20 protein-coding genes and 1 pseudogene are annotated in these 24,509 nt (G+C 67.0%); 9 read left to right on the forward strand and 12 right to left on the reverse strand.

Translation table 11 applies throughout. The annotated features are described in order from the left end of the window. Positions 1–416: 416 nt before the first annotated feature. Both N7573_RS10760 and N7573_RS10765 read right to left on the reverse strand, forming a co-directional pair. Entirely contained in the window at positions 417–1,382 is a 966-nt protein-coding gene (locus N7573_RS10760) for a sodium:calcium antiporter (RefSeq protein ID WP_049461231.1), read from the reverse strand. A 73-nt stretch (positions 1,383–1,455) separates the two neighbouring features. Then, positions 1,456–2,109, reverse strand: coding sequence for a hypothetical protein (locus N7573_RS10765; protein ID WP_032127152.1), 654 nt, complete (start codon positions 2,107–2,109; stop codon positions 1,456–1,458). A 125-nt stretch (positions 2,110–2,234) separates the two neighbouring features. Between N7573_RS10765 and N7573_RS10770 the strand changes: the two genes are divergently transcribed. Then, positions 2,235–2,768 carry a hypothetical protein gene (locus N7573_RS10770; RefSeq protein ID WP_049422941.1) on the forward strand — a complete coding sequence of 178 codons (534 nt, stop codon included), beginning with the start codon at positions 2,235–2,237 and terminating at the stop codon, positions 2,766–2,768. Positions 2,769–2,849: 81 nt separating this feature from the next. Here N7573_RS10770 and hmgA read toward each other — a convergent pair whose 3' ends face one another. Together hmgA and hppD are read right to left on the reverse strand one after the other, a co-directional pair. After that, positions 2,850–4,157 (reverse strand): homogentisate 1,2-dioxygenase, encoded by a 1,308-nt coding sequence (hmgA, locus tag N7573_RS10775; protein ID WP_279913757.1) that lies wholly within the window; start codon positions 4,155–4,157, stop codon positions 2,850–2,852. A gap of 85 nt (positions 4,158–4,242) precedes the next feature. Next, positions 4,243–5,355 (reverse strand): 4-hydroxyphenylpyruvate dioxygenase, encoded by a 1,113-nt coding sequence (gene hppD, locus N7573_RS10780; RefSeq protein ID WP_176433087.1) that lies wholly within the window; start codon positions 5,353–5,355, stop codon positions 4,243–4,245. 129 nt (positions 5,356–5,484) lie between these two features. On the opposite strand from hppD, the gene N7573_RS10785 reads away from it, so the two are divergent. After that, positions 5,485–5,976 carry a MarR family winged helix-turn-helix transcriptional regulator gene (locus N7573_RS10785; RefSeq protein WP_005419884.1) on the forward strand — a complete coding sequence of 164 codons (492 nt, stop codon included), beginning with the start codon at positions 5,485–5,487 and terminating at the stop codon, positions 5,974–5,976. Between the two features lie 82 nt (positions 5,977–6,058). On the opposite strand, the gene N7573_RS10790 is transcribed toward N7573_RS10785, so the two are convergent. From N7573_RS10790 to N7573_RS10805, 4 genes are all read right to left on the reverse strand, one after another. Beyond that, on the reverse strand, positions 6,059–7,198 hold the full coding sequence (locus tag N7573_RS10790; RefSeq protein WP_049395603.1) for a hypothetical protein: 1,140 nt from the start codon (positions 7,196–7,198) through the stop codon (positions 6,059–6,061). Positions 7,199–7,430: 232 nt separating this feature from the next. After that, on the reverse strand, positions 7,431–8,036 hold the full coding sequence (locus N7573_RS10795) for a thioredoxin family protein (RefSeq protein WP_279943155.1): 606 nt from the start codon (positions 8,034–8,036) through the stop codon (positions 7,431–7,433). Positions 8,037–8,055: 19 nt separating this feature from the next. After that, the gene (locus tag N7573_RS10800; protein ID WP_149908970.1) at positions 8,056–9,555 is read right to left on the reverse strand and encodes an oligopeptide:H+ symporter; all 1,500 of its coding nucleotides are present in this window, start codon (positions 9,553–9,555) and stop codon (positions 8,056–8,058) included. A 181-nt stretch (positions 9,556–9,736) separates the two neighbouring features. After that, positions 9,737–10,612, reverse strand: a complete 876-nt coding sequence (locus tag N7573_RS10805; protein ID WP_279913171.1) for a tryptophan 2,3-dioxygenase family protein — start codon at positions 10,610–10,612, stop codon at positions 9,737–9,739. A 335-nt stretch (positions 10,613–10,947) separates the two neighbouring features. Here N7573_RS10805 and pdhA point away from each other — a divergent pair, with 335 nt between their 5' ends. Genes pdhA through N7573_RS10825 form a run of 4 tightly spaced genes read left to right on the forward strand, consistent with a single transcriptional unit; the run spans position 10,948 to position 14,797 of the window. Further along, the gene (pdhA, locus tag N7573_RS10810; RefSeq protein WP_149908968.1) at positions 10,948–12,030 is read left to right on the forward strand and encodes a pyruvate dehydrogenase (acetyl-transferring) E1 component subunit alpha; all 1,083 of its coding nucleotides are present in this window, start codon (positions 10,948–10,950) and stop codon (positions 12,028–12,030) included. Further along, positions 12,023–13,090: an alpha-ketoacid dehydrogenase subunit beta gene (locus tag N7573_RS10815; protein ID WP_019338598.1), complete on the forward strand. Its 1,068-nt coding sequence runs from the start codon at positions 12,023–12,025 to the stop codon at positions 13,088–13,090. Before pdhA ends, N7573_RS10815 begins: the two co-directional genes overlap by 8 nt. A 1-nt stretch (position 13,091) precedes the next feature. Further along, on the forward strand, positions 13,092–13,445 hold the full coding sequence (locus tag N7573_RS10820; RefSeq protein ID WP_005411349.1) for an SH3 domain-containing protein: 354 nt from the start codon (positions 13,092–13,094) through the stop codon (positions 13,443–13,445). Beyond that, positions 13,442–14,797: a dihydrolipoamide acetyltransferase family protein gene (locus tag N7573_RS10825; protein ID WP_279913170.1), complete on the forward strand. Its 1,356-nt coding sequence runs from the start codon at positions 13,442–13,444 to the stop codon at positions 14,795–14,797. The genes N7573_RS10820 and N7573_RS10825 overlap by 4 nt, the downstream gene beginning before the upstream one ends. 160 nt (positions 14,798–14,957) lie before the next feature. Here the strand turns inward: N7573_RS10825 and N7573_RS10830 are convergent, their stop codons facing one another. From N7573_RS10830 to N7573_RS10840, 3 genes are all read right to left on the reverse strand, one after another. Next, the gene (locus N7573_RS10830) at positions 14,958–15,344 is read right to left on the reverse strand and encodes a VOC family protein (protein WP_242874746.1); all 387 of its coding nucleotides are present in this window, start codon (positions 15,342–15,344) and stop codon (positions 14,958–14,960) included. Between the two features lie 242 nt (positions 15,345–15,586). After that, the gene (locus tag N7573_RS10835; protein ID WP_121504220.1) at positions 15,587–16,294 is read right to left on the reverse strand and encodes a YafY family protein; all 708 of its coding nucleotides are present in this window, start codon (positions 16,292–16,294) and stop codon (positions 15,587–15,589) included. Next, on the reverse strand, positions 16,294–16,929 hold the full coding sequence (locus N7573_RS10840; RefSeq protein ID WP_279913169.1) for an NAD-dependent dehydratase: 636 nt from the start codon (positions 16,927–16,929) through the stop codon (positions 16,294–16,296). The genes N7573_RS10835 and N7573_RS10840 overlap by 1 nt, the downstream gene beginning before the upstream one ends. A 105-nt stretch (positions 16,930–17,034) precedes the next feature. Between N7573_RS10840 and N7573_RS10845 the strand changes: the two genes are divergently transcribed. Next, complete coding sequence (locus N7573_RS10845) at positions 17,035–18,573, forward strand: GGDEF domain-containing protein (protein WP_164161331.1); 1,539 nt, start codon at positions 17,035–17,037, stop codon at positions 18,571–18,573. Positions 18,574–19,260: 687 nt separating this feature from the next. Here the strand turns inward: N7573_RS10845 and N7573_RS10850 are convergent. After that, positions 19,261–20,187, reverse strand: a complete 927-nt coding sequence (locus N7573_RS10850; protein ID WP_279913168.1) for a DUF808 domain-containing protein — start codon at positions 20,185–20,187, stop codon at positions 19,261–19,263. 199 nt (positions 20,188–20,386) lie between these two features. Here N7573_RS10850 and N7573_RS10855 point away from each other — a divergent pair. Together N7573_RS10855 and N7573_RS10860 are read left to right on the forward strand one after the other, a co-directional pair. Then, positions 20,387–22,042: pseudogene (locus N7573_RS10855) on the forward strand (AarF/UbiB family protein); the annotation flags it as partial. A gap of 244 nt (positions 22,043–22,286) precedes the next feature. Next, positions 22,287–24,392, forward strand: a complete 2,106-nt coding sequence (locus N7573_RS10860) for a phosphoglycerol transferase I (RefSeq protein ID WP_279913167.1) — start codon at positions 22,287–22,289, stop codon at positions 24,390–24,392. The last annotated feature ends 117 nt before the right edge of the window (positions 24,393–24,509 follow it).

A 24,509-nucleotide genomic window follows, 5' to 3' on the forward strand; every position in this document is an offset into this window, starting at 1 on the left:
TTGCTGCGAGTGCCAACCAAGGTTGGCAGCTACCGGGTGATTGGTGGTGGGTGCCGACCGTTGGTCGGCACGGAACCAACCGCATCCACGCATGGCGTGGATCTACCGACTGCAATGCCCGGTAGAGGCCGACCCTGGTCGGCGCTTTGCTCCCCGAGTGCCAACCAAGGTTGGCAGCTACCGCATCATCGGTGGGTGGACCGGTGGGTGCCGACCGCTGGTCGGCACGGAGCCAACCGCATCCACGCATGGCGTGGATCTACCGACCGCAATGCCCGGTGGCGGCCGACCTTGGTCGGCGCTCTGTTTCCCCGAGTGCCAACCGAGGTTGGCAGCTACCCCATCATCGGCGAGGTGACCGGTAGGTGCCGACCTTGGTCGGCACTGAACCAACCGCATCCACGCGTGGCGTGGATTTACAACGCCGGGGCACCCACCAGCAGCAGCTCCAGCACGAACCAGCCCGCGAACGCGACCAGCAGGATCGCGCCTTCGCCGCGGCTGATCTTCAGGTCGCCGCGCAGCATGGGGTACAGCACCAGTGCGAAGGCCAGCAGCGCCGGCAGTTCCAGGCGCACGAACGAGGCCGGCAGCGCCAGCGGCTGCAGTACGGCCATCGCACCAATCACCAGCAACAGGTTGACCACGCTGGAACCCAGCACGTGGCCCAGCACCATGTCGCCATGACCACGGCGTGCGGCAGCAATCGCGGTTGCCACCTCCGGCAGCGCGGTACCGATCGCGACCGGCAGCAGACCGACCAGCAGCGGCGTCCAACCCAGTGCAGTACCGAAGTCCGCTGCCGCACCGACCACCAGGCGTGCGCCCCAGTACAGGGCCAGCGCGGCGATGAGCACCCGCAGTACATTCAACGGCAGGCTGGTGCGGCTCAGTGCGGACTCGGCGATGGCTGCCTGCACCTCCGCACTCTCGCTGCGACCACGGCGCAGCAGCAGCACCTGCACCACGATGAAGCCGGCCAGCAGTACGCCGCCCTCCCAGCGTGCCAGGCCACCATCCAGCCCGAACAGGATCAGCAGCACGCCGGCCACCAGCAGCGACCACCACAGCACCGTCTGCAGGCGCGCGCGCAGCAGCAGTGGCGCAGCCATGGCCGCCACGGCCAGGGTCAGGCCCAGGTTGACGATGCTGCTGCCCACCGCGTTGCCCAGCGCCAGCTCCGGCTGACCGACCGCCAGCGCGCGCGCGTTGACCGCCAGTTCCGGCAGCGAAGTGGTCACGCCGAGCAGCAACAGGCCAGCCGTGAACGGACTGGCCCCGAAGCGTTGCGCCAGGCCGGACACGGCCTTGACGATGGAGTCCCCGCCCAGCGCCAGCAGCAGCAGGCCGAGCAGGAACCAGGCAATGGCAATGGCGATCATCGAGCACTCCCCCAGCGGTCGTGGCGCGATTCTACGCTGGCCCCGCGCGCATGGCTGGGCCGTAGATCAAGGATCAGCCACAGCCTTCCACATAATCGACCTGCGGGGTCTGCCCGACCCGCCACGCGCCGACCCGACCGTCCGCACCGAGCGCGAAGTCGATCACCGCCCCACCCTCCTGCGCCGGACGCACGCGCAGGTGCTGGGCCTTCTCGTCGTACTTGTCGGGGCCGACGTCGCCGCGCTCGGGGTACAGCACCTGCAACTCGCCCAGGGTCATGCCGACCTTGCCGCCGCCCGGTGCGATGATGTCGGCGCTGCGCACGTCGTAGCGCACCAGCTTGCGGCCCTCGATCATCAGGCGCGGGTCTTCGGCATTCTGCGGTCGCAGGAAATAGCAGCCATCGTTGCTGTCGTCGGCCGGCAGCGGTTTGCCACTGGCATCGGTGCCCAGCCCCTGCAACGGCGCGCCGAAGCCACTGCGGACCTCAGCGATGCCGGCGCCCAGCTTCGCGCCGGCGAAGCCCTCCAGGTGCGCGGGACTGTCCTCGCGGCGGTCATTGGCTGGACGGGCTGCCAGATCAGGATCCGTCGACTGCGCGGGCCCCGTCGCCGAGGCGGTTTCGGCCGGGGTATCGCTGCCGCTGCCGGCCGCCCCCTGTTTGTCCTGGCCGCCGCAGGCGGTGAGCGAAAGGAGCAACAGACCAGCAAGCGGAAGGTGCTTCATCGGTGCGGTTCCCTGGCACGAAGGTGGCTGCACGCTAGCCCATCCTGTGTGCAGGCGCTGCATTGTCATCGCGGTTTCATCGCCTTCGTTCAGGCTCGGCGAGCACCGATCTGGCCGTCCCTTCCATGCAACCGCGCAAGACCGATCTCGCCCGAACCGCGCTGCAGGCCCACCGCGCGCCGCTGGACATGCGCCAGCGACGGCTGCTGATCCTGTGCGACGGCCAGCGCACCATTGCCGACCTGACCGGCCTGCTCGGCCAGGACGCACCTGCGATGGTCATCCAGCTTGTGCAGGCGGGGTACCTGAGCACTGGCGTCCCAGCACCGTCGCCCGCAACCGCGGTAGCGCCGGTGCCCACACCGCCGGCAGCCGCACCTGCAGCACTTGCTGCACCCGCGGTCGAACGCCGCCGCTCGCTGGTGGCCGCGCGCATCTATGTGCTGGGCATCCTGGAGATGCAGCGCCACCCGCAGGCGGCTGCACTGTTCCGCGACCTGCAGCAGGCGCGTGCGGAAGACGAGGTGCTGCAGCGGCTGCAGTCGGCGATGCAGATGCTGCCCGGGCTGACCTCGGACGGCTATTGCCAGCGCGTACGCCAGCGCCTGTTGGAAGCGCTGCCGCTGGAGCATTGCGACGCGTTCGCGGAGGTGGCGTAAGCGCAGGTTCCGGCGGAGAGCATCCACGCATGGCGTGGATGCGATCAGGATCCGTGCCGACCAAGGTCGGCACCCACCAAGCTAGCGGGACGACCGGAAGTTGTTGCGCAGCCCGTTCCAGCACTGCTGGTAATCGCCCTGGCGATGGCCGGCCGCCAAGGCCTGCGCGGTCGGGCGGATCACCGCGCGGGTCTCGAACATGAAAGCCATCGTGTCCTTGATCACGTCCGCCTTGGACAGGTCCGCATTGGAGGCCTTGTCGAAGGTCGGTGCATCCGGACCGTGGCCGCTCATGCAGTTGTGCAGCGACGCGCCGCCCGGCACGAAGCCTTCGGCCTTGGCGTCGTAGGCGCCATGCACCAGACCCATGAACTCGCTGGCGATGTTGCGGTGGAACCACGGCGGGCGGAACGTGTTCTGCGCCACCAGCCAGCGCGGCGGGAAGATCGCGAAGTCCATGTTGCTGGTCCCCGGCGTGTCGCTGGGCGAATGCAGCACCAGGAAGATCGACGGGTCCGGGTGGTCGTAGCTGATCGAACCGATGGTGTTGAAGCGGCGCAGGTCGTAGCGGTACGGCGCGTAATTGCCATGCCAGGCCACCACGTCCAGCGGCGAATGGTCGATCGGCGCACGCCACAGGCGGCTCTCGAACTTGGCGATCAGCTCGAAATCACCATCGACATCCTCGAACGCCGCGTGCGGGGTCTCGAAGTCGCGCGGGTTGGCCAGGCCGTTGGAACCGATCGGACCGAGGTCCGGCAGTTTCAGCAGCGCACCGTAGTTTTCGCAGATGTAGCCGCGGCTCGGGCCATCGGGCAGTTCGACGCGGAAGCGCACGCCGCGCGGGATCACCGCGATCTGCTGCGGCTCGATCTCGATCACGCCCAGCTCGGTCAGCAGGCGCAGGCCGCCCAGCTGCGGCACGATCAGCAGCTCGCCATCGGCATCGTAGAAGTAGCGGCCGACCATGTCGCGGTTGGCGGCGTAGAGGTGGATGCCCACGCCGGCATGCGCATCGGGCGAGCCGTTGCCGCCCATCGTGTACAGGCCCTCGACGAAGTCGGTCGGCAGTTCCGGCAGCGGCAGCGGGCTCCAGCGCAGCTGGTTCGGCGAAGCCGGTTGAGCGCCGAAATCGCACTGCAGCTGCGACTGCGCGAACGGCGTGAATTCGCCATGGGTCACCGCCGGGCGGATCCGGTACAGCCAGCTGCGGCGGTTGCTGCCGCGCGGCGCGGTGAAGGCGGTGCCGGTCAGCTGTTCGGCGTACAGGCCGTGGGCCACCTTCTGCGGCGAGTTCTGCCCGACCGGCAGCGCGCCGGCGACGGCCTCGGTGGCGAATTCGTTGCCGAAACCGGACTGGTAGCCGCGGGCGGTGATGGCGGTGGACATGGAAACTCCAGAGATTGCCGGCCAGCGGCCGGCACTACCATTCGGACAGGCAATGTCGGCGGGAGGCCGACATTGCCTGCAGACCTTACAGCACGCCGCGGCGGATCTGATCGCGCTCGATGCTTTCGAACAGCGCGGTGAAGTTGCCTTCGCCGAAGCCTTCGTTGCCCTTGCGCTGGATGATCTCGAAGAAGATCGGGCCGATGCAGTTCTGGGTGAAGATCTGCAGCAGCTTGCGCTGGTGGGTTTCCGGATCGGCATCGATCAGGATCTTGTTCTTGGCCAGGCGCGCCACGTCTTCACCGTGGTTCGGCACGCGCTGGTCGATCACGTCGAAGTAGGTCTCCGGCGTATCGAGGAAATCCACGCCCTGCGCGCGCATCGCTTCGACGGTCTCGTAGATGTTCTCGGTGAAGCAGGCGATGTGCTGGATGCCCTCGCCCTTGTACGCGTCCAGGTACTCGTTGATCTGGCTCTTCGGGTCGGACGATTCGTTCAGCGGGATGCGCACGATGCCGTCCGGCGCGGTCATCGCCTTGGACACCAGGCCGGTCTTCAGGCCCTTGATGTCGAAGTAGCGGATCTCGCGGAAGTTGAACAGGCGCTCGTAGTAATCCGACCACTGCTGCATGTTGCCGAAGTACAGGTTGTGGGTCAGGTGGTCGATGAAGGTCAGGCCGAAGCCCACCGGGTGCAGGTCGGCACCGGCGATCGGCTCGTAGTCGCCATCGAAGATGCTGCCGGCGCTGCCGTAGCGGTCGACCAGGTACAGCATGCAGTCGCCGATGCCCTTGATGACCGGCGCGCTGACCGCCTTGCTGTCCGGCTTGAAGGCGATGGCTTCGGCGCCGTTGCCCAGCGCGGTCTGGTAGACCTCCTGGCCCGGCTTCTTGAAGCGGATGGCGAAGCCGCAGGCGCACGGGCCGTGCTTTTCGGCGAAGTCCGAAGCGAACGAATCGGGGTCTTCATTGACCAGGAAGTTGACGTCGCCCTGGCGATAGACGGTAATCGGACGCTGCTTGTGCTTGAGCACCGCGCTGAAGCCCATCTTCCGGAAGTACTCGTGCAGCTCCTGGCCACGGCCGGCCGGGGCGGCGAATTCGACGAACTCGAAGCCGTCGATGCCCATCGGGTTCTCGAAGGTGGTGACCTGCATGCCGGGGTTGGGGTGCGAGGCGGTCGGGACTGCGGTATTCATGGCGTGGCTCCGAATCGGTACCGCATCGGTACAAACCAGGTGCGGGCAGGTAGGGACCCGGCGAGAATGCAGGGTCTGGACCCAACCCTTATAGTTACACTTGAAACCACCAGCAAGGTGCACCGCAACATGAGCCCCGATCCCGCCTCGACCCGCCTGCGTGCCTCGCACGTCCTGCTCGACCTGGAACAGTTCCTGCCGTACCGGCTGAGCGTGCTGTCCAACCGGGTCAGCGGCAACATCGCCAAGCTATACGGCGATCGTTACGGTCTGGCGATTCCCGAGTGGCGGGTGATCACCATCCTGGCGCTGTACCCGGGCTCCTCGGCCAGCGAGGTCTCCGACCGCACGGCGATGGACAAGGTGGCGGTCAGCCGTGCCGTGGCCCGCCTGCTGGAGCGCGGCTTCATCAAGCGCGAGACCCACGGCGACGACCGCCGCCGCTCGGTGCTGGCGCTGTCGGCAGCCGGCTTCGAGGTCTACGAGACCATCGCGCCGATGGTGATCGAGATCACCCGCAAACTGATGTCGGTGCTGAGCGAAGAGGAAGAGCAGGTGCTGGAAAAACTGATCCTCCGCCTGGCCGGCGAAGGCCTGGAGCGGATGGGCGAAGGGGTCTGAAAGAAAAAAGGGGACGGAGGGGATTAAGTCGCGATCGACACATATGTGCGTGATACGACTTAATCCCCTCCGTCCCCTTTTTTCAGCTCAGATGCTTGCGCCGTGCATGGATCCACGGCACCGCGAGCGCCGCGATGGCACCACCGGCGAAGCCGAGGGAAGCCGCAACCGTGGCTGCTTCGACCGCCCCCGGCAGCGCCAGCGCCGCCGCCACGAGCAGCAGCGACGGCAGGCCGACGAAGGTGCCCAGGAAGAAATGCCAACGCGGTGACCAGGTATTGAGCTGCAGCAGGCTGACCGGTTGCCAGGCTTCAGAGGCAGCGTCCTCGGCGATCTTCGCCACCGCCTTGGCCAGGTCCACTTCCGGCAGCGCGCGCCCCTGCCGTGCGGTCGCCAGCAGCTCGGCCACGGCCTCCACCGGCGGGAAACTGGACGGCCACGCGACCGGCGCCGGCACGCCATACGCGGTCAGCACCGGCACGCTCAGCCACGGCGCCACCAGCGGGCGCATGCGACGGCGGCCATGCACGCACCAGATCTGTTGCTGCCCATGCGCGGTGACGCTGTACAGCGCCAGTTCGTTGGCCGGCGGGTAGCCGAGCATGGTCACCCGCGCGGCCAGGCTGTCCTGCCCCATCGCGCGCAGGAAGCCGGGGCGGCTGCGCCCTTCCTGCATCCACGCCAGTCCCAGCGCACCCACCAGATAGGCCTCGGCCACGTCCTTGCTGCCAGCGGTGGCGCGTTCGTCGCTGGCCAGGTACCAGGCCAGCGACTTCGGTTCGGCGACATCCTCCAGGCCCCAGCGGCTGTCGTCTCCCAGAACGTGGCGCACCGGCAGGCGCGCGGGCGCGGTTTCGCCACGTTCGCCGGGTTGCAGGAACGGCAGCACGCCCTGGATGAAGGTGGACAGCTCGATCGCACGCACGCCGTGCCCCTGCCACTCCGGTGGCAGCAGCCCGGCCAGCTGGCCGTCGGCGGCCAGCGCATCAAGCCGGGACTTCTGCTCGACCAGCTTCTGCACCGCCCCCTTCAGCACCACGTTGTCGGGCAGCGCGATCTGCGGCAGGCGATGACGCGGCGGCGCCAGGTCGACGGTGGCCTCGCCGGTTCCGGTGTCATCCAGCAGCGCCTCCTGCGGCGGCAAGGTTACGCCCTCGCCTGCTCCACCCTCGGCCAACTCACTGGCGGGTTCGGGCAGTCGTTCGGCGTGGTCGCTGTGCATGGGCGTTCCGGAAGGTTGCATCGACGGGATGTCGACTGAGGTCCTTGCCGGTAACGGCGAGCGCGTTGCGATATTGAGATGCCGATTCCGGGAATGTGACCGCAACCACAGTAGATCCACGCCATGCGTGGATGCACTTCTGTGCCGACCAACGGTCGGCATCCACCGGGGTTGGCGGTCAGCGGTCGGCACCCACCACCACCACCCCTGCCGGCCAGCGGCCGGCACTACCCTATTCCGGTTTGTCAGGTGCCCACTGCTTGAGGAACACGGTCACCCGCGCGGGCTGGAAGGCTTCGCCCTTGCGCAGCTCGCCGGTGGCCTGCGACACCAGCAGTCCGCCATCGGCATCGAGCACCAGCAGGTACGGGTAGTCGCGTTCCATCATCGGGAACTGCGCAAAGAAAGCGGCGTTGGGTTGTTCGTCGCTGGCGTTGACCTTCACCCACACGTAGTGGGCATCGCGGAAGCGGCGCAGGTCGCCGTTGCCTTCCACCACCTCGTCCAGCGCCCGGCAGCGCTCACAGGCGGCGTTGCCGACCTCGAGCAGGATGCGCTTCTTGCCGCGCTGGGCTTCCACCTTGGCGGTGGCCAGATCGTCGGCGGGGTTGCGGGCCGGGTCGAACTGCGCGCCGAGCCCTGCGATGGCGGCGATGTCCGCCGCCACCGGGGTGTTGCCCGAGGCCACCGGTTCGCTGGGGTCAGCGACCGGTGGCTCGGTGGGTCGGGTATCCAGAGGCTGCGTGGGCTCGGCGGCGGCAGGCGGTTGCGGTTGGGAACAGGCGCCGATCAGCGCCGCACAGACCACCACCATTGCACCACCGAGCTTGCTGCGCATGCCTTCTACCCTCTCATCATTACTTGACGCCGTGCATCAGCTTGTTGATCAGCGGGGCGACCAGGAACAGCACCACGCCGGAGCCGATCAGGGCCCAGAACCCGAAGGTATACCCCTTCAGGGCCGACTCGACCGTCATGCCGCCTTCACCACTGACCACGCCAGCGAAGATGCCCGACAGGTTGTTGCCGATGCCGGTGGACAGGAACCAGCCACCCATGCCGAAGCCGACCAGGCGCACCGGGGCCAGCTTGGTCACCATCGACAGGCCGATCGGCGACAGGCACAGCTCACCCACGGACTGGATGACGTAGACCATGAACAGGGTCCAGAACGGGATCTTGCCGTCCACGACCATCTGCGACAGGGCGAACATCAACAGCGCGAACGCGGCGCCGTTGAACAGCAGGCCCAGGCCGAACTTGCGCGGGATGGACGGATTGGCGCGACCCATGGCCACCCAGATCCAGGCGATGACCGGCGCCAGGGTGATGATGGCCACCGAGTTGACCGACTGGAACCACGCGGTCGGGAAGGTCCAGTCACCGAACTGGCGGTTGACGATGTTCTCGGCCAGGAAGGTGAACGAGCTGCCAGCCTGTTCGAAGAACATCCAGAACATCACGTTGAAGGCGAAGATGATCAGCATGGCGATCACGCGGTCGCGCTGCACCTTGCCTTCGCGGATGCCCTCGACCAGCAGCAGGACGGCCAGCGCGGTGAACATCGCACCCAGGATCCAGGCCAGCGCGGTGGCGCCGGTGGCCAGCAGGAAGTACGCGACCGGGATGGCGACCACGGCACCGGCCAGCACCATGATGATGCGGCCGAAACCTTCAGCGCCGGCCGGCGGTGCACCGATGCCCTTCAGGCCGGCACGACCGATGTAGAACCACACCAGCGAGATCAGCATGCCCACGCCCGAGGCGATGAACACGACCTTGTAGGACGGCATCGCGTCGGTACCGAAGACCTTGCGGGCCAGGTACTCGGTCAGCACCGGGGCGATCATCGCGCCGATGTTGATGCCCATGTAGAAGATGGTGAAGCCCGAATCGCGGCGCTCGTCCTTCAGCCCGTACAGCTTGCCGACCATGGTCGAGATGTTGGGCTTGAACAGGCCGTTGCCGACGATGATCGTGGCCAGGCCGAGCTTGAAGATGTGCTCCTGCGGCAGCGAGATCATGAACAGGCCGGCGGCCATGATGATCGCGCCGGTCAGGATCGATCGCTGGTAACCCAGTACCCGGTCGGCCACGTAGCCACCGAAGATCGCTGCGGCATACACCAGGGCCAGGTAGGCGCCGTAGATGCGGCTGGCGTCGCCTTCACCGGCAGCGCTGCCGTTGTAGAACTGGGCGACGATGTACAGCACCAAGGCCCAGCGGATGCCGTAGAACGCAAAGCGCTCCCAGAACTCGGTCATGAACAGCATCCACAACGGGCGCGGGTGGCCCAGCGTGGTCTTGAAGTCCGGCAGCGCCGGCTCTGGGGTGTTCGCAGTGGCGTTTACGCTCATGCGGATTTCCTGGTTCGGTGGATGACGAGCACGTCCGCTGTGCAGTTGGGGCAACGCGCGAGGATCACCGACTTCTGGCGTTCACGTCAAATACACGCCGTTTGAGGCAGGTGCCAGCCTGCTCCCTGAACTTGCATCTGAAACGATCCAGCCGCCGGCCGGGATCCAAGCTGAATACGGATCAGTCCTGTTCTGCCGTGGGCGCGGCCTGCAGGCTGGTGCGTACCTGGAACAGTTCGGGGAAGAAGGTCAGCTCCAGCGCCTTGGCCAGGAAGCCCACCCCGGACGAGCCGCCGGTGCCGCGCTTGAAGCCGATCACCCGCATCACGGTGCGCATGTGTCGGAATCGCCACAGCTGGAAGGCGGTCTCCAGGTCCACCAGGTCCTCGCACAGCGAGTACTCGCGCCAGTAGCGATCGGTGTCCTGGTAGATGCGTTCGAAGACCGGCTGCAGTGCGTCGTCGGCCACATGCGGCTGGGTCCAGTCATGGGCCTCGTAGACTGCCGGGACGGCATGGCCGAAGCGGGCCAGGTATTTCAGGAATTCCTCGTACAGGCTGGGCGCTTCCAGCACGCTGCGCAGCTGGGCCTGCCCGGCCGCGTCGTGCTCGAACACCTGCAGCATCTGCGCGTTCTTGTTGCCCAGCAGGAACTCGATGTAGCGGTACTGCAGCGACTGGAAGCCCGACGACGGGCCCAGCACGTCGCGGAAGCCCATGTACTCGGACGGGGTCAGCGTTTCCAGCACCGACCACTGCTCGGTCAGCTGGCGCAGCACCTGCTTGCTGCGCGCCAGCACCTTGCGGCACTGCCAGACTTCATCGCGCTGCAGGAAGCCGATTGCGGCACGCAGCTCGTGGCCCAGCAGCTTCAGCCACAGCTCCGAGGTCTGGTGCTGGATGATGAAAAGCATCTCATCGTGGTGCGGCGGGTTGGACAGCGGCTGCTGCGCGCTGAGCAGCTGGTCCAGCCGCAGGTAGCCGCCATAGGTCAGCCGTCCCTGCAGATCGGTGTGGATGCCGGCTTCGAGATCGCGTTGGTTGTTGTCGACGGACATGGGTGCGGCCAGATCGGGGGCGGCAAGGGTAGCGCGTTGCCGCCGTGCTGGCAGCCGCCACCTCCATACCCGGGCGTGCGGAAGGCCGTGGAGCATCGCCCGATGCCGGGCCTGCGCGTGGAACCGATCAGGCCGTTGCGCGGGCAGTCAGCCAGAGGCATATTCTGATGCTTTGCAGCAACGACTGAATACGTTGTTGTTATTGGCCCCCCACCCGCCGGCAGGGGTAAAACGGGGTGTCGCCGTGTTGCGCCGCAGGAAGGCTATTCCGTACGCGTTCCTTAACATGGCGATTCATATCATTTGTAACTTCTCTGTCGAAGGTGCAGTACGCAATGACGGTTGCCGCTGAATTCAAGATCGAATACCTGCAGTATCTGGACACGGACGGCACGCTCGTCCGCGATGACCTGCCCGCGTCGCTGCGCGACCCCAAGGTCCTGGTACCGCTGTTCAAGCAGATGCTGTTCGTACGTACGTTCGACAGCAAATCCATCGCGCTGCAGCGCACCGGCAAGCTCGGCACCTACGCCGCCTGCCTGGGCCATGAAGCCGCGCACGTGGGCATCGGTGCCGCGATGCAGAAGGACGACGTGTTCGCACCTTCGTACCGCGAGTATGGCGCGATGTTCATGCGTGGCGTGCGCCCGCACGACGTGCTGATGTACTGGGGCGGCGACGAACGCGGCAACGATTACGGCGGCAACGCGGCCAAGGACTTCCCGTTCTGCGTGCCGATTTCCACCCAGTGCCTGCACGCCGCAGGCGCTGCGCTGAAGTTCAAGCTCAACAAGGAACCGCAGATCGCGGTGGCCGTGTGTGGCGACGGCGGCAGCTCCAAGACCGACTTCTACGCGGCACTGAATTCGGCGGGCGCCTACAAGCTGCCGCTGATCCTGTGCATCGTCAACAACGGCTGGGCCATCTCGGTTCCGCGTTCGGCCCAGACCGGTGCCGAAACGCTGGCGCAGAAGGGCCTGGCCGGCGGCCTGCACTGCCTGCAGGTGGACGGCAACGATCTGATCGCAGTGCTGGCGGCGATGGAGCAGGCGCGCGAACGTGCGCTGGCCGGCAACGGTGGCACCGTGCTGGAACTGATGACCTACCGCCTGTCCGACCACACCACCGCCGATGACGCACGCCGCTACCGCGACGACGCCGAAGTGAAGGATGCCTGGCAGCGCGAGCCGATGCTGCGCCTGCGCAAGTACCTGATCAACGCCGGTGTGTGGAGCGAAGAAGAGGAAACTGCTTGGGTCGCCGAATGCGGCACGCGCGTGGACGAGGAAGTGAACCTGTACCTCAACACGCCGGTGCAGCCGGTCGAGGCGATGTTCGACTTCCTGTATGCCGATCCGCCGCCGGACCTGCTGGCCCAGCGTGCCCAGGCGATCGCCCTGGAGAAGCGCCATGGATGAGATCAAGAACGGCGCGCCCGGCGCGCACACCAACGCCGCCGACAGCGCCGCCGTCGCGCGCGGAGAAGAGAGCATGACCACCACCCCCATCACCCTGATCGAAGCCATCACCCAGGCACTGGCCTGGGAGCTGGAGCACGACCCGTCGGTGCTGGTGCTGGGCGAGGACGTGGGCGTCAACGGCGGCGTGTTCCGCGCCACCGCCGGCCTGCAGCAGCGCTTCGGCTCCGAACGCATCCTCGACACCCCGCTGGATGAAACCACCATTGCCGGCCTGACCATCGGTCTGGCGGCGCAGGGCATGAAGCCGGTGGCCGAGGCCCAGTTCGACGGTTTCATGTACCCGATGGTCGACCATATCGTCTGCCACGCCGCCCGCCTGCGTTACCGCACGCGTGGCCGCCTGCACTGCCCGATGGTGCTGCGCGTGCCGTGGGGCGGTGGCATCCGCGCGCCGGAACACCACAGCGAAGCCAACGAGGCGATCTTCACCAACGTGCCGGGCCTGCGCGTGGTGCTGCCGTCGTCGCCGCAGCGCGCCTACGGCCTGCTGCTGGCCGCGATCCGCGAGCCGGATCCGGTGATCTACATGGAGCCCAAGCGCATCTACCGCCAGTACAAGGAAGTGGTCGTCAACGACGGCGAAGCCTTGCCGCTGGACGTCTGCTTCGTGCTGCGCGACGGCACCGACGTGACCCTGGTGACCTGGGGCGCGCAGGTGAAGGAAGCGCTGGAAGCGGCCGACAAGCTGGCCGGCGAAGGCATCAGTGCCGAAGTCATCGACGTGGCCACGCTGCGTCCGCTGGACTTCGCCACCATCGCCGAATCGGTGGCCAAGACCGGCCGCTGCGTGATCGTGCAGGAGGCCCCGAAGACCGCGGGCTTTGGCGCCGAGATCGCCGCGCGCCTGGCCGAGGAATCGATCTACGACCTGCTGGCCCCGGTCGAGCGCGTTACTGGCTACGACACCCACATTCCGCTGTTCCGCCTGGAAATGAAGTACCTGCCGAGCGTTGAGCGGATCGTGGCTGCGGCCAAGCGCGCGGTGGCGGCCGGCTGACATGCGGGCCCGCCTTCTGGGGGCTTACCGCAGCCAGTATCCCAACCCGCTCCGGTTCCACACCGGCCAGATCGTCGAAGTAGGTGTCCGTGACGAGGAATGGCCGGCGTTTGCCTGGGTACGCACCAACGATGGGCGCGCTGGATGGGCGCCCATCGCCTGGTTGCAGCTGCTGGACGAGGGTCGCGCCGAAGCGCTGTGCGACTACGACGCCCGCGAGCTGGATGTGGAAAGCGGCGAGATGGTGAAGCTTCATCACGAACACGGCGGGTGGTGGTGGTCCGAGCGCGCCAATGGCGCGACGGGTTGGCTGCCGGCCCGCGAACTGGAACTGCTGGAAGAGAACTGCAAATGAGCCAGACCAAGAACTTCAACCTGCCCGACCTGGGCGAAGGCCTGCCGGACGCGACCATCGTCGAGTGGTTCGTCAAGGAAGGCGATGTGATCAAGCTGGACGAGCCGCTGGTCTCGATGGAGACCGCCAAGGCCGTCGTCGAAGTGCCGTCGCCGTTCTCCGGCAAGGTGCTGAAGCTGTCCGGCGCCGCAGGCGACATCATCCCGACCGGCTCGGTGCTGGCCAGCTTCGAACTGGACCCGAACCTGCCGCAGCGCGCGGATGGCCAGGACACCGGCCACAGCCACGGCCATGCTGCACCTGCCGCAGCACCGACCCCGCCGCCGCTGCCGGCCGCTGCCGCACCGGTGGCCGCCGAAGCGGCCAAGCCCGCCGCCGCCGAGCGTGATGACGCCGGTACCGTGGTCGGCGCCATGCAGAGTTCCAACGCCGTGCACGCCGAGCAGGCGCTCGCCGTCGGTGGCGTCAAGGCCGTGCCGGCGGTGCGTGCCACCGCGCGCAAGCTGGGCGTGGACCTGTCCCGCGTGCGCGCCACCGGCGCCGATGGTGCGGTGACCATGGCCGACGTCAAGCAGGCGGCTGCGGATGGCAGCGCCAAGATCGGTGCCGCGCCGGCCCCGGCGCAGGTGTCTGCCCCGGTGCAGAGCGAAGCCCGCACCCCGCTGTCTGCCGCCGGCAAGCCGATGCGCACCCAGCCGCCGGGCGTGGTCGCCAAGGGTCAGCCGGAACCGCTGAAGGGCGTTCGCCGCAACATGGCGCGCGTGATGGCCGATGCACACAGCAAGGTCGTACCGACCACGCTGAACGACGACGCCGACATCCACGCCTGGCTGCCGGGCAACGACGTCACCGCGCGCCTGGTGCGTTCGATCGTGGTCGCCGCGCAGAAGGTGCCGGCGATGAACGCCTGGTTCGACGGCGAAGCGCTGACCCGCACCCTGCACGCGCAGGTGGACATCGGCATCGCCGTGGACACCGACGACGGCCTGTTCGTGCCGGCCCTGCGTAACGCCGACATGCTCGATGCACGCGGCATCCGCGAAGGCGTCAACCGCCTGCGCGAGCAGGTCGAATCGCGTTCGATCGCCGCCTCGGAACTGAGCGGCTACACCATCTCGCTGTCCAACTTCGGCATGTTCGCCGGCCGCTACGCGACCCCGGTCGTGGTGCCGCCGTGCGTGGCCATCGTCGGTGCCGGCCGTGCCCGCCACCAGATGACCCCGGTGATGGGCGGCGTGGAAGCGCACAAGGTGATCCCGCTGTCGGTCACCTTCGAACACCGCGCGGCCACCGGTGGTGAAGCGGCCCGCTTCCTGCGCGCGATGATGGACGATCTGGCGCTGGCCAGCTGATCGGCCACCTTATCGGTGGGTGCCGACCTTGGTTGGCACATGAAACTGATTGGTGGGTGCCAACCTTGGTTGGCACATGAAGTGGAGAAACGCCGGGCACTGCCCGGCGTTTTTTTGTGCCTGCATCCACGCATGGCGTGGATCTACACAATGCGGGCAATCAATCGCGCGCGACCAGGCCCTCGGCGCGGCTGTACACACGCAGGCGGTGGCCATCAGGATCTGCCCCGACAAAAGTATGGCCGAACTCCAGCGTCACCGGCGCCTGCAGGATCTCCACACCAAGAGCGCGCCACGCATCGTGCATCTGCTGCACGGCGTCGGGGTTGGCCACCACCATTGCCAGTTCGGCGGCGCCTGCCTGTGCGGACACCGGCGGTTGCACGCCGTCGCGCTGCCACAGGCCCAGTGCGGCGCCATCGCCGAGCAGGAACAGGGCAAATCCGGGCGACTGCTCGACCGGTGGCTTGCCGAGGATGCCGCTGTAGAAGGTGGCGCTGGTGGCGACGTCGCGCACGTACTGCAGCAGGGTGCTGGGCGTGAACATGGGAAACCTCCGTTGTTGGGAGCGTTCATGGTGGTACGGCCCTGCTGACAGATTCTGTCAGTAGCGTCGAGCGTGATCGACTGCTGTTGCCCCCGCCCTGGTAGATGTCGAGCTTGCTCGACTGCTGTTCGCGAAGATCAAAGGCGGTCGAGCAAGCTCGACCCCTACCAGGAGCAAAGAGCGAAGGCCCCCTCCCCCAGAAGCAGGAAGCGAAGCGCAGAAGCAGTCGAGCACGCTCGACCCTACGAACGGTCCAGCCAATCCGGTGCGATGCCCTGTGCCTTCTGCCAGCGCCGCAGCAGGGTGGCGCGCGGCACGAGGTAGCGATCCTCCAGCACGCGCACCTGGCGGATGCGGTCCAGCCGGAAATGGCGGAAGTCCTCGCGGCCTTCGCACCACGCCGCCAGCATCGGCACTTCATCGAAGTAGCCCAGTGCGAACGGCCAGACAATGCGCTCGCTGCGCTGGCCCTGTGCATCCTGGTAGCCGAACTTCAGGCGCTGCTGCGACCCCACAGCCTCACGCACGGCCTGCAGGCGTGCCGCCGGCACCTTGGCTGCCGCACGCGAGGGACCCACGCGCAGGCCGCTGTCACGCAGCGCTTCGCGCCGTGCTGCAGGCAATACATGCGCAATGCGGGCCAAGGCATCGCGTGCGGCCTCGGCCAACGCGGGTTCGGTGCGGGCCGCAACCCAGCGCAGGCCCAGCACCAGTGCATCGATCTCTGCGGGTGGCAGGGTCATCGGCGGCAGGGTATCGCTAGGTGCCAGCTGGTAGCCGACGCCAGCCTCACCACGCAGGTCGGCGCCTTGCTCGCGCAGGGTCTCGATATCGCGGTACAGCGTTCGCAAGCTGATGCCCAGCGCTTCGGCCAGCACCTGCCCGGCCACCGGCCGTCGATGGCGGCGCAGCAGCTGTTGAAGCTGGGTCAGGCGCAGCGCACGCGACATCAGCCGACCAGCGCGCTCGATGCCACCACATGCTCACCCGGTTGCGGGGCCAGCGCGGCCTCGACCAGTGCCTTGGCGATTTCGCTGGCCGGGTTGATCCGCCACGCCCGTGGCAGCAGCGGCCCCAATGCCCCCAACACCGTCAGCGCCAGGCGCTCGCCACGTCGCACCTCGGTGCGCTCGCCGCCGATCAGCCCGGGGCGGACCAGTGTCAACGAGTTGAAGCCCAGCGCGCGCAGGTCACGCTCCAGCTCACCCTTCACCCGGCTGTAGAAGATCGACGACTGTGGGTTGGCGCCGGCTGCGGAGTTCAGCGCATAGGTCTGCGCACCCTGCGCCTGCGCCAGGCGGGCGAACGCCAGCGGGTAGTCATGGTCGATGCGATGGAAGGCCTCGCGGCTGCCGGCCTGGGCGATGGTGCTGCCGAGCGCGCAGATGACTGCGTCCACATCCGCCCACTCGGGCGAGGCAGGCAGCGCATCGAAGGCCAGCACCGGGTTCTCCAGCTTGGCGTGGGCCACAGCCAACGGGCGGCGGGTCGGCGCGATCACAGCGCTGCAGCGCGGGTCGTCCAGCAGCCTGGACAGGGTCAGCCCGCCGACCAGGCCGGTCGCCCCCAGCAACATCACGCGCATCACCACCTCCACTGCGGCATCCTGTCGCCCATCCTAGCCGTTCAAGCCGTCGGCGGCCGCGCCGATATGCTGGAACCAGTCCCTGCCAGCCCCAGGATTTGCTCGATGACGGACCAGCCCGACCACCGCCCTGCCCCCGGTACCGCCCTTGGGCCGCCGGCACGCGTGCGCGCGGTGGTGGACGATGGCCTGGGTGACCGGGTGGTGCTGCAGGGCGGCGGCGGGGTGGCGCTGCAGCAGCTGTTTGCCGGTGCCGACGCGCCGGAGCCGCTACTGGCCGCGTTCGCCAATGGCATGGCCACCCTGCCCGGCGAACTGGGTGACATGGGTGATCGCCTGCAGTCGGCGCAGGCCAGTGCCGATTGGCCGCGCTACGGGCGCGCGATGCGGCAGCTGATCGACAAGTACATCCGCACCATCGAGCAGCATTCACCGGACGGGCAGCCGGAAAGCCTGCGCCTGTCCGAGCAGCTGCGCCTGCTGCTGGGCGGCGCCGTGGTGGCCCTGCTGCAGCACGACCCGGATCTGCGCGAGCAGGCCCAAGCGCTGGCCACGCGCCTGCGCCAGTGGCAGCCGGGTACCGCACTGGAGCCGATCGAACAGGGTGTGCGCGAACTCGGCCACCAGGTCGGCGTGCGTGCCGAGAGCTGGCAGGAGCAGCAGGCGCTGCTGCTGGAGCTGTTCGCGCTGCTGCTGGAGAACGTGAGCGAGCTGCTGGATGACCGCAGCTGGCTGCAGGGCCAGATCGCGGCGGTGCGCCAGTTGCTGGACGGGCCGTTGGAAGCTGAGGCGGTCGAGCGCACCCGCGCCGAACTGCGCGAAGTGATCTACAAGCAGGGGCTGCTGCGCCAGGGCATCGACGATTCGAAGGCGGCGATGCGCGGGTTGATGGGCGAGTTCATCGAGCGCATGGACGGCATGGCCACCAGCACCGGTGAATACCACGACCGCATCGGCAGCTACGCGCTGCAGCTGCGCGAGGCACGCAGCATCGCCGACCTCAACCAGCTGCTGCAGGACGTGATGCGCGATACCGGCAAGGTGCAGCAGCAGGCCGCACAGGCGCGCGATCACCTGGCCAACGCGCGGCAGGAAGTGGAGCGTGCAGAGCAACGCATTGCCGAGCTGGAGCAGGAACTGCGCGCCGCCGGTGACCTGGCGCGCATCGATCCACTGACCCAGGCGCTGAACCGCCGTGGCCTGGACGAACTGCTGCAGCGCGAGCTGGCGCGCGCCGCGCGCAACAACTCACCACTGGGCGTGGCGGTGATCGACCTGGATGATTTCCACCAGACCAACGATGCACATGGCCATGCCGGTGGCGATGCACTGCTGCAGCACCTGGTAGCCGTGTGCAAGCTGCTGCTGCGCGCCACCGATGGCATCGCGCGGCTGGGCGGCGACGAGTTCGTGCTGGTGCTGCCGGAGACCCAGGGTGCCGACAGCATGGCCACCGTGCAACGCCTGCAGCGTTCACTGGCGCACCGCGTGCTGACCGTGCAGGACCAGCGCGTGCCGGTGCACTTCAGTGCCGGGTTGGCGCAATGGCAGCCGGGCGATGACACCGAAGCGCTGCTGCGGCGCGCGGATGACGCGCTGTATGCGGCCAAGCGGCAGGGCAAGAACCGGGTGCAGGCGGGTTGATCGCCCGGCCCACCGCGAACCGCTTCGGTAGGTGGCAACCTTGGTTGGCACACGCCGGGGCAAAGCGCCGACCAAGGTCGGCCTCTACCAACGCCAAGGACAGCGCTTCGATAGGTGCCAACCTTGGTTGGCACACGCGGAAACAATGCGCCGACCAAGGTCGGCCTCTACCAACGCAAAGGACAGCGCTTCGGTAGGTGCCAACCTTGGTTGGCACGCGCGGAAACAAAGCGCCGACCAAGGTCGGCCTCTACCAACGCAAAGGACAGCGCTTCGGTAGGTGGCAACCTTGGTTGGCACACGCCGGGGCAAAGCGCCGACCAAGGTCGGCCTCTACCAACGCAAGGGACAGCGCTTTGGTAGGTGCCAACCTTGGTTGGCACACGCCGGAACAAAGCGCCGACCAAGGTCGGCCTCTACCAACGCAAGGGACAGCGCTTTGGTAGGTGCCAACCTTGGTTGGCACACGCCGGAACAAAGCGCCGACCAAGGTCGGCCTCTACCAACGCAAAGGACAGCGCTTTGGTAGGTGCCAACCTTGGTTGGCACACGCCGGGGCAAAGCGCCGACCAAGGTCGGCCTCTACCAACGCAAAGGACAGCGATTCGGTAGGTGCCAACCTTGGTTGGCACACGCGGAAACAATGCGCCGACCGAGGTCGGCCTCTACCGGGCAATGGGCCGGCGCCTACTTCCCGCGCAGCTTCTGGAACCCGGTCACCGCCGCCAGCACGATGGCGCCGGCGATGATGCCCACCACCATGTTGGCCGCAGCGCTGATCAGCCAGCCCCACTGCCCTTCGCCGCCCAGCGCCTGCACCGCGTGGTGCAGCGCCGGCACGTTGTGCACCAGGATACCGCCACCGACCAGGAACATGGCGATGGTGCCGGCCACCGACAGGAACTTCATCAGCCACGGCGCCGAGGCCACCAGGCCGCGACCGAAGGCGGCCACAGCCCCACCCTTGCGCGACAGGTACAGGCCGACGTCATCAAGCTTCACGATGCCCGCGACCAGCCCATAGACGAAGACCGTCATCGCCAGTGCAACCACGGCCAGGGTGACCACCTGGTTGGTGAACGGTGCGGTGGCGACCACGCCCAGGGTCAGCACGATGATCTCGGCCGAGAGGATGAAGTCGGTACGGATCGCGCCTTTTACCTTGTCCTTCTCCCACGCCACCATGTCCACCTGCGCATCGGACAACGCCTTGCGGCGTTCGGCCTGATGCTCGGCATCGTCCTCTGCCGAGTGCAGGAAGCGATGCGCCAGCTTCTCCACGCCCTCGAAGCAGAGGAAGGCACCGCCGATCATCATCAATGGCACGATCAGCGGCACGTTCCAGCCACGGCTGTGCAGCCAGGCTTCCAGCGCACTGATCGCCAGCGCCGCCGGTACCAGGATCACCTTGTTGACCAGCGAGCCCTTGGCCACCGCCCACACCACCGGCAGTTCGCGGTTGGCGTTGACCCCGGTGACCTGCTGCGCGTTCAGCGCCAGGTCGTCGCCGAGCACACCGGCGGTCTTCTTCGCCGCAACCTTGGTCAGGACCGAGACGTCGTCCAGCAGGGAGGCGATATCGTCGAGCAGGGCGAACAGGCTGGCACCGGCCATGGGGCGTCCAAGAAAGGGAATGAGCGGATTCTGACCGATACCGGGGCAGCTGCGGAAGCGGTCGGATTCACCGCGTGCCTACCGCCCCCCGGCGACACTGCGGAATCCGGACATTGCCGGCCAGCGGCCGGCACTACCTGTATTCGTCGCATGGGAGTTCCGCTTGAGCAATCCGCCCACCGCCAATGGCAATCCCCCGCTGGTCAAAGGCATGAACCGGCGCAGCCAGATCCTGCGCCTGCTGATGCGCTACCGCCATTCGGGCGTGTTCTCGGGCATGAACCTGGATGCCGCCAGCAACCAGGCCGACGTGCCCGCCGATGGCAACCCGGAACAGTTCGTCAGCGACCTGGAGGCGCTGGGGCCGACCTTCGTCAAGCTGGGCCAGATGCTGTCCACCCGCCCGGACATGGTGCCGGTGGAGTTCGCCACGGCGCTGGAGCGCATGCAGGAAAAGGTGGCCGAGATTCCGGTCGAGCGCATCCATGCCATCGTCGAACAGGAGCTGGGCGCGCCGGTGAACAAGCTGTTCGCCGCGTTCGATCCCGAGCCACTGGGATGCGCGTCGATCGCGCAGGTGCATCGCGCGGTGCTGCACGATGGGCGCCAGGTGGCGGTGAAGGTGCAGAAGCCCGAGGTGGCCGCGCAGCTGCGTTCGGACCTGGAGGCGTTGCGCAGCTTCGCGCTGGCCGCCGACCACCTGACCCAGGTGGGCCGTCGCGTGCGCCTGCGCGACTGGCTCAACGAGTTCGCCAAGACCCTGATGCAGGAGCTGGACTATCACGCCGAGGCCGAGAACCTGGCCCGTTTCGGCCGGCACCTGAAGCCGTTCCGGCGGCTGTGGATTCCGCAGCCGCTGTGGGATTACAGCAGCCAGCGCGTGCTGACCATGGAACTGGCCACCGGCGTGCGCGTGGATGCGATTCCCGATGTGCGCCGCACCGAGCAGTCGATGGACCCGCTGGCGGCGGCGCTGATCCGCGGCTACCTGGACCAGATCTTCGTGCATGGCGAGATCCATGCCGACCCGCACCCGGGCAACCTGCGGGTGATGCCAGATGGACGGCTGGCGATCTTCGACCTGGGCATGGTCGCGCACATGCCGCCGCGTCTGCGCGAGCGCCTGCTGAAGATCCTGTTCGCCGCGGTCGATGGTCGTGGCGAAGAAGTGGCCGACGACCTGATCAGCATCAGCACGCGGCTGGAGGCGTTCGACGAAGAACGCTATCTGCGCGAGACGGGCCAGCTGATCGCGCGCTACGCCGCCAGTGGCAGCTTCTCGGAAGGCCGCGTGGTGCTGGACTTGGTGCGCATCGCCACCGCCTGCGGCCTGCGCACGCCGCCGGAGCTGAGCCTGCTGGGCAAGGCGCTGCTCAATCTGGAAACCGTGTGCCGGCTGCTGGCACCCGAGCTGGAAACCCGCCGCATCGTTGAGCGCCAGCTGCAGCACGTAATGCGTGCGCGCCTGAAGAAATCGCTGTCTGCCGCCAACCTCGCCAGCGAGGCGATGGAGCTGCAGCAGCTGCTGCGCGATGGGCCGCGCAAGCTGTCGGACATCATGGCGCTGCTGGCCGAGAACCGCCTGCAGATGAAGGTGACCGGCCTGGAAGAATCGCGGTTGATGGAGAACCTGCAGAAGATCGCCAACCGCGTGGCTGCCGGCATCATCAGTGCCGCATTGATCATGGCTGCGGCGATGATGATGAAGATCGACACCGGCTGGCACCTGTTCGGCTACCCGCTCATTGCGCTGATTCTGCTGTTCATCGGCGTGGTGCTCGGCCTTGGCATCGTGACCAGTGCATTGCTGTTCGACCGTCGTGCGCGGGCACGCGAAGAACGTGGTCATCGCTAGCGCATCAGCGAAAACCGCCGTATTCATGCGGTTTTTAATGTAATCCAACGAAGCCCTTCACGCTCGTTTTACCTTCTGAGCGCGATTGCGCGCGTGTTATTTCAACAAACATTTCAGTCAGGTTCGTGCATGCACTATCGGGTCATCGGCCTGTCATATGCATGTGCTTGTGGCAGCGTCGGTCGGATGGACACGCGTCGGTACGACGTCCATCACCACCACCCCGTCACTGCCGAAGCTGCCTATGCTCTGGATACTGCTGCTGTCGTTGTTGCTGCTGTGCTGGTTGTTCCTCGCGTCCGACAAGTGGGTGTGGTGGAAGGCTGGTGCGTTCTCGCTGCTGCTGCTCATGCTCAGCGCGTGGTGGCTGATCGACAAGCTGTCCGGTGATGGGCTCAATGCCGCCACCCTGTACCACCTCGGCGCCGACATGGAAGGCGCCGGTGTCTCCGACTTCAAGGGCTATATCGCCGGCTTCATCGTGCTGGCGCTGGTCTCGCTGCTGCCGCTGTTCGCCACGCGGGTGAAGCGCTGGCGCCGGCCCGGCCATGGTGGCGCATTGTTCGCCGGTTTCGCGGCCGTGTGGGTGGCCACGATCATGATCAGTCCGCTGGCCCGCGACGGCCAGCGCCTCTACCAGCAGCTGCGGCCGGTCGACTTCGCCCGCATCGCACCCGAATACCAGGTGCCGACGCAGCCGCTGCAGCGCCCGCGCAACATCGTCTGGATCTACGGCGAGAGCCTGGAACGTACCTACCTGGACGAGGCCGTGTTTCCCGGCCTGATGCCCAACCTCAACCGCCTGGCGTCCGAGTCACTGGACGTGCGCAACCTGGCCTCGGCCGAGGGCAGCGGCTGGACCATCGCCGGCCTGGTGTCGTCGATGTGCGGCGTGCCGCTGACCACCTCGCAGGGCGATGAGAACAGCATGGACCGCATGGGCAGCTTCCTGCCCAAGGCCGTGTGCCTGGGCGATTACCTGAAGCAGCAGGGCTATACCAACCACTATCTGGGCGGTGCCAACGGCCAGTTCGCCGGCAAGGGCCAGTTCCTGGCCAGCCACGGCTTCGACGAAGTGCACGACCTGGCGTGGTTCAAGCAGCAGAAGAAGATCGGTCGCATCCACTACTCGGCCTGGGGCGTGCACGACGACGTGCTGCTTGACACCGCCTACCAGCGCTTTGAACAGCTCTCGCGCGCCGGCTCACCGTTCATGCTGACCACGCTGACCATGGACACCCACCACCCGGCCGGTCACCTGCCGGTGTCGTGCAAGGGCGAGCGCTACCAGAGCCAGTACGGCAACATCAACATGCTCAACGCGCTCAAGTGCAGCGACCGGCTGATTTCGCAGCTGGTGCAGCGCATCCAGGCCAGCCCGTACGGCAAGGACACGCTGATCGTGATCGCCTCCGACCACCTGGCGATGCCCAACGATCTGACCCACATCCTGACCCGGCAGAAGCGCGAGAACCTGCTGCTGTTCCTGGGGGATGACATTGCCCCGCAGCAGCTCAGCGCCGACGCCGGCACCACGCTGGATTCGGGTGCGACCCTGCTCAGCCTGCTGGACCCGAACCTGAAGACGATGGGCTTCGGCCGTTCGCTGATCGATGCCCAGCGCGCGCCGAGCGCGAGCGCAGCCACCCAGCGCGATGGCGGCCGTGACTATCCGCAATACCTCGCCTTCGCGCGGTCGCTGTGGCTGGGCGAACCGACCCGCGAACTGAAGATCGATGGCGATGACCAGGTGGTGGTCGGCCTGCAGCACGTGCAGCCGCCGGTACTGCTGGAGTACGACAAGGACTGGGGGTTGAAGTCGGTGTATCTGGAGAACACCTCGCGCCAGTTCGATGATGCCAACCCGGACAACACCCTGGCCTACGTCGACCGCTGCACCGCATTCGAGGATGGCTCGGCCGACGGCGACTGGTGCGCCCTGCTGGTCAACCGCGACAACGGCATCAAGCTGTACCGCGACAACGACCTGCGCGGCGGCATTGCGGTGGACGCACCGCTGGATGCGTTCCAGGGCCCGCGCCCGAGCGTGCGCCAGGCACACATGATTACGCAGAAGGGCCGCCGTACCCGTGCCGGCCAGTACATGCTGCAGCTGGTGGCAAGCACGCGCCCGGATCGCGGCTTCTGGATCGAGGCGGTGTCCTCACAACGCAAGGTGGTGCTGGCGCAACAGTGGGTGCAGCCCGATGCCAACGGCAAGATCAACGTGTCGTTCGGGCTGGACCACGAAGTGGATGATCTGGAGATCCGCGCGTGGTTGAACCATGCCGAGAAGCTGGCGGTGGATACGTTCGCACTGGTGCCCTCGCGCAGCCGACCACGAGGATAGGGTTCTTTGCAGGGCTGCGCCCTGCACCCGTGGTAGTGCCGGCCGCTGGCCGGCAACCTCAGAAGCAACAGCAACAGCGTGCATTCCGTGGTTTGGCGGGGCGGTGGCGGAGTGCGG

The organism is Stenotrophomonas sp. GD04054 (genome assembly GCF_029836955.1).
In the GTDB taxonomy this organism is placed as follows: Bacteria; Pseudomonadota; Gammaproteobacteria; order Xanthomonadales; family Xanthomonadaceae; genus Stenotrophomonas; species Stenotrophomonas maltophilia_A.

Bases quoted from the DNA above. Each gene is read 5' to 3' on its own strand.
- N7573_RS10760 (WP_049461231.1), bottom strand. From the start codon at position 1,382: ATGATCGCCATTGCCATTGCCTGGTTCCTGCTCGGCCTGCTGCTGCTG.
- N7573_RS10765 (WP_032127152.1), bottom strand. From the start codon at position 2,109: ATGAAGCACCTTCCGCTTGCTGGTCTGTTGCTCCTTTCGCTCACCGCC.
- N7573_RS10770 (WP_049422941.1), top strand. From the start codon at position 2,235: ATGCAACCGCGCAAGACCGATCTCGCCCGAACCGCGCTGCAGGCCCAC.
- hmgA (WP_279913757.1), bottom strand. From the start codon at position 4,157: ATGTCCACCGCCATCACCGCCCGCGGCTACCAGTCCGGTTTCGGCAAC.
- hppD (WP_176433087.1), bottom strand. From the start codon at position 5,355: ATGAATACCGCAGTCCCGACCGCCTCGCACCCCAACCCCGGCATGCAG.
- N7573_RS10785 (WP_005419884.1), top strand. From the start codon at position 5,485: ATGAGCCCCGATCCCGCCTCGACCCGCCTGCGTGCCTCGCACGTCCTG.
- N7573_RS10790 (WP_049395603.1), bottom strand. From the start codon at position 7,198: ATGCACAGCGACCACGCCGAACGACTGCCCGAACCCGCCAGTGAGTTG.
- N7573_RS10795 (WP_279943155.1), bottom strand. From the start codon at position 8,036: ATGCGCAGCAAGCTCGGTGGTGCAATGGTGGTGGTCTGTGCGGCGCTG.
- N7573_RS10800 (WP_149908970.1), bottom strand. From the start codon at position 9,555: ATGAGCGTAAACGCCACTGCGAACACCCCAGAGCCGGCGCTGCCGGAC.
- N7573_RS10805 (WP_279913171.1), bottom strand. From the start codon at position 10,612: ATGTCCGTCGACAACAACCAACGCGATCTCGAAGCCGGCATCCACACC.
- pdhA (WP_149908968.1), top strand. From the start codon at position 10,948: ATGACGGTTGCCGCTGAATTCAAGATCGAATACCTGCAGTATCTGGAC.
- N7573_RS10815 (WP_019338598.1), top strand. From the start codon at position 12,023: ATGGATGAGATCAAGAACGGCGCGCCCGGCGCGCACACCAACGCCGCC.
- N7573_RS10820 (WP_005411349.1), top strand. From the start codon at position 13,092: ATGCGGGCCCGCCTTCTGGGGGCTTACCGCAGCCAGTATCCCAACCCG.
- N7573_RS10825 (WP_279913170.1), top strand. From the start codon at position 13,442: ATGAGCCAGACCAAGAACTTCAACCTGCCCGACCTGGGCGAAGGCCTG.
- N7573_RS10830 (WP_242874746.1), bottom strand. From the start codon at position 15,344: ATGTTCACGCCCAGCACCCTGCTGCAGTACGTGCGCGACGTCGCCACC.
- N7573_RS10835 (WP_121504220.1), bottom strand. From the start codon at position 16,294: ATGTCGCGTGCGCTGCGCCTGACCCAGCTTCAACAGCTGCTGCGCCGC.
- N7573_RS10840 (WP_279913169.1), bottom strand. From the start codon at position 16,929: ATGCGCGTGATGTTGCTGGGGGCGACCGGCCTGGTCGGCGGGCTGACC.
- N7573_RS10845 (WP_164161331.1), top strand. From the start codon at position 17,035: ATGACGGACCAGCCCGACCACCGCCCTGCCCCCGGTACCGCCCTTGGG.
- N7573_RS10850 (WP_279913168.1), bottom strand. From the start codon at position 20,187: ATGGCCGGTGCCAGCCTGTTCGCCCTGCTCGACGATATCGCCTCCCTG.
- N7573_RS10860 (WP_279913167.1), top strand. From the start codon at position 22,287: ATGCTCTGGATACTGCTGCTGTCGTTGTTGCTGCTGTGCTGGTTGTTC.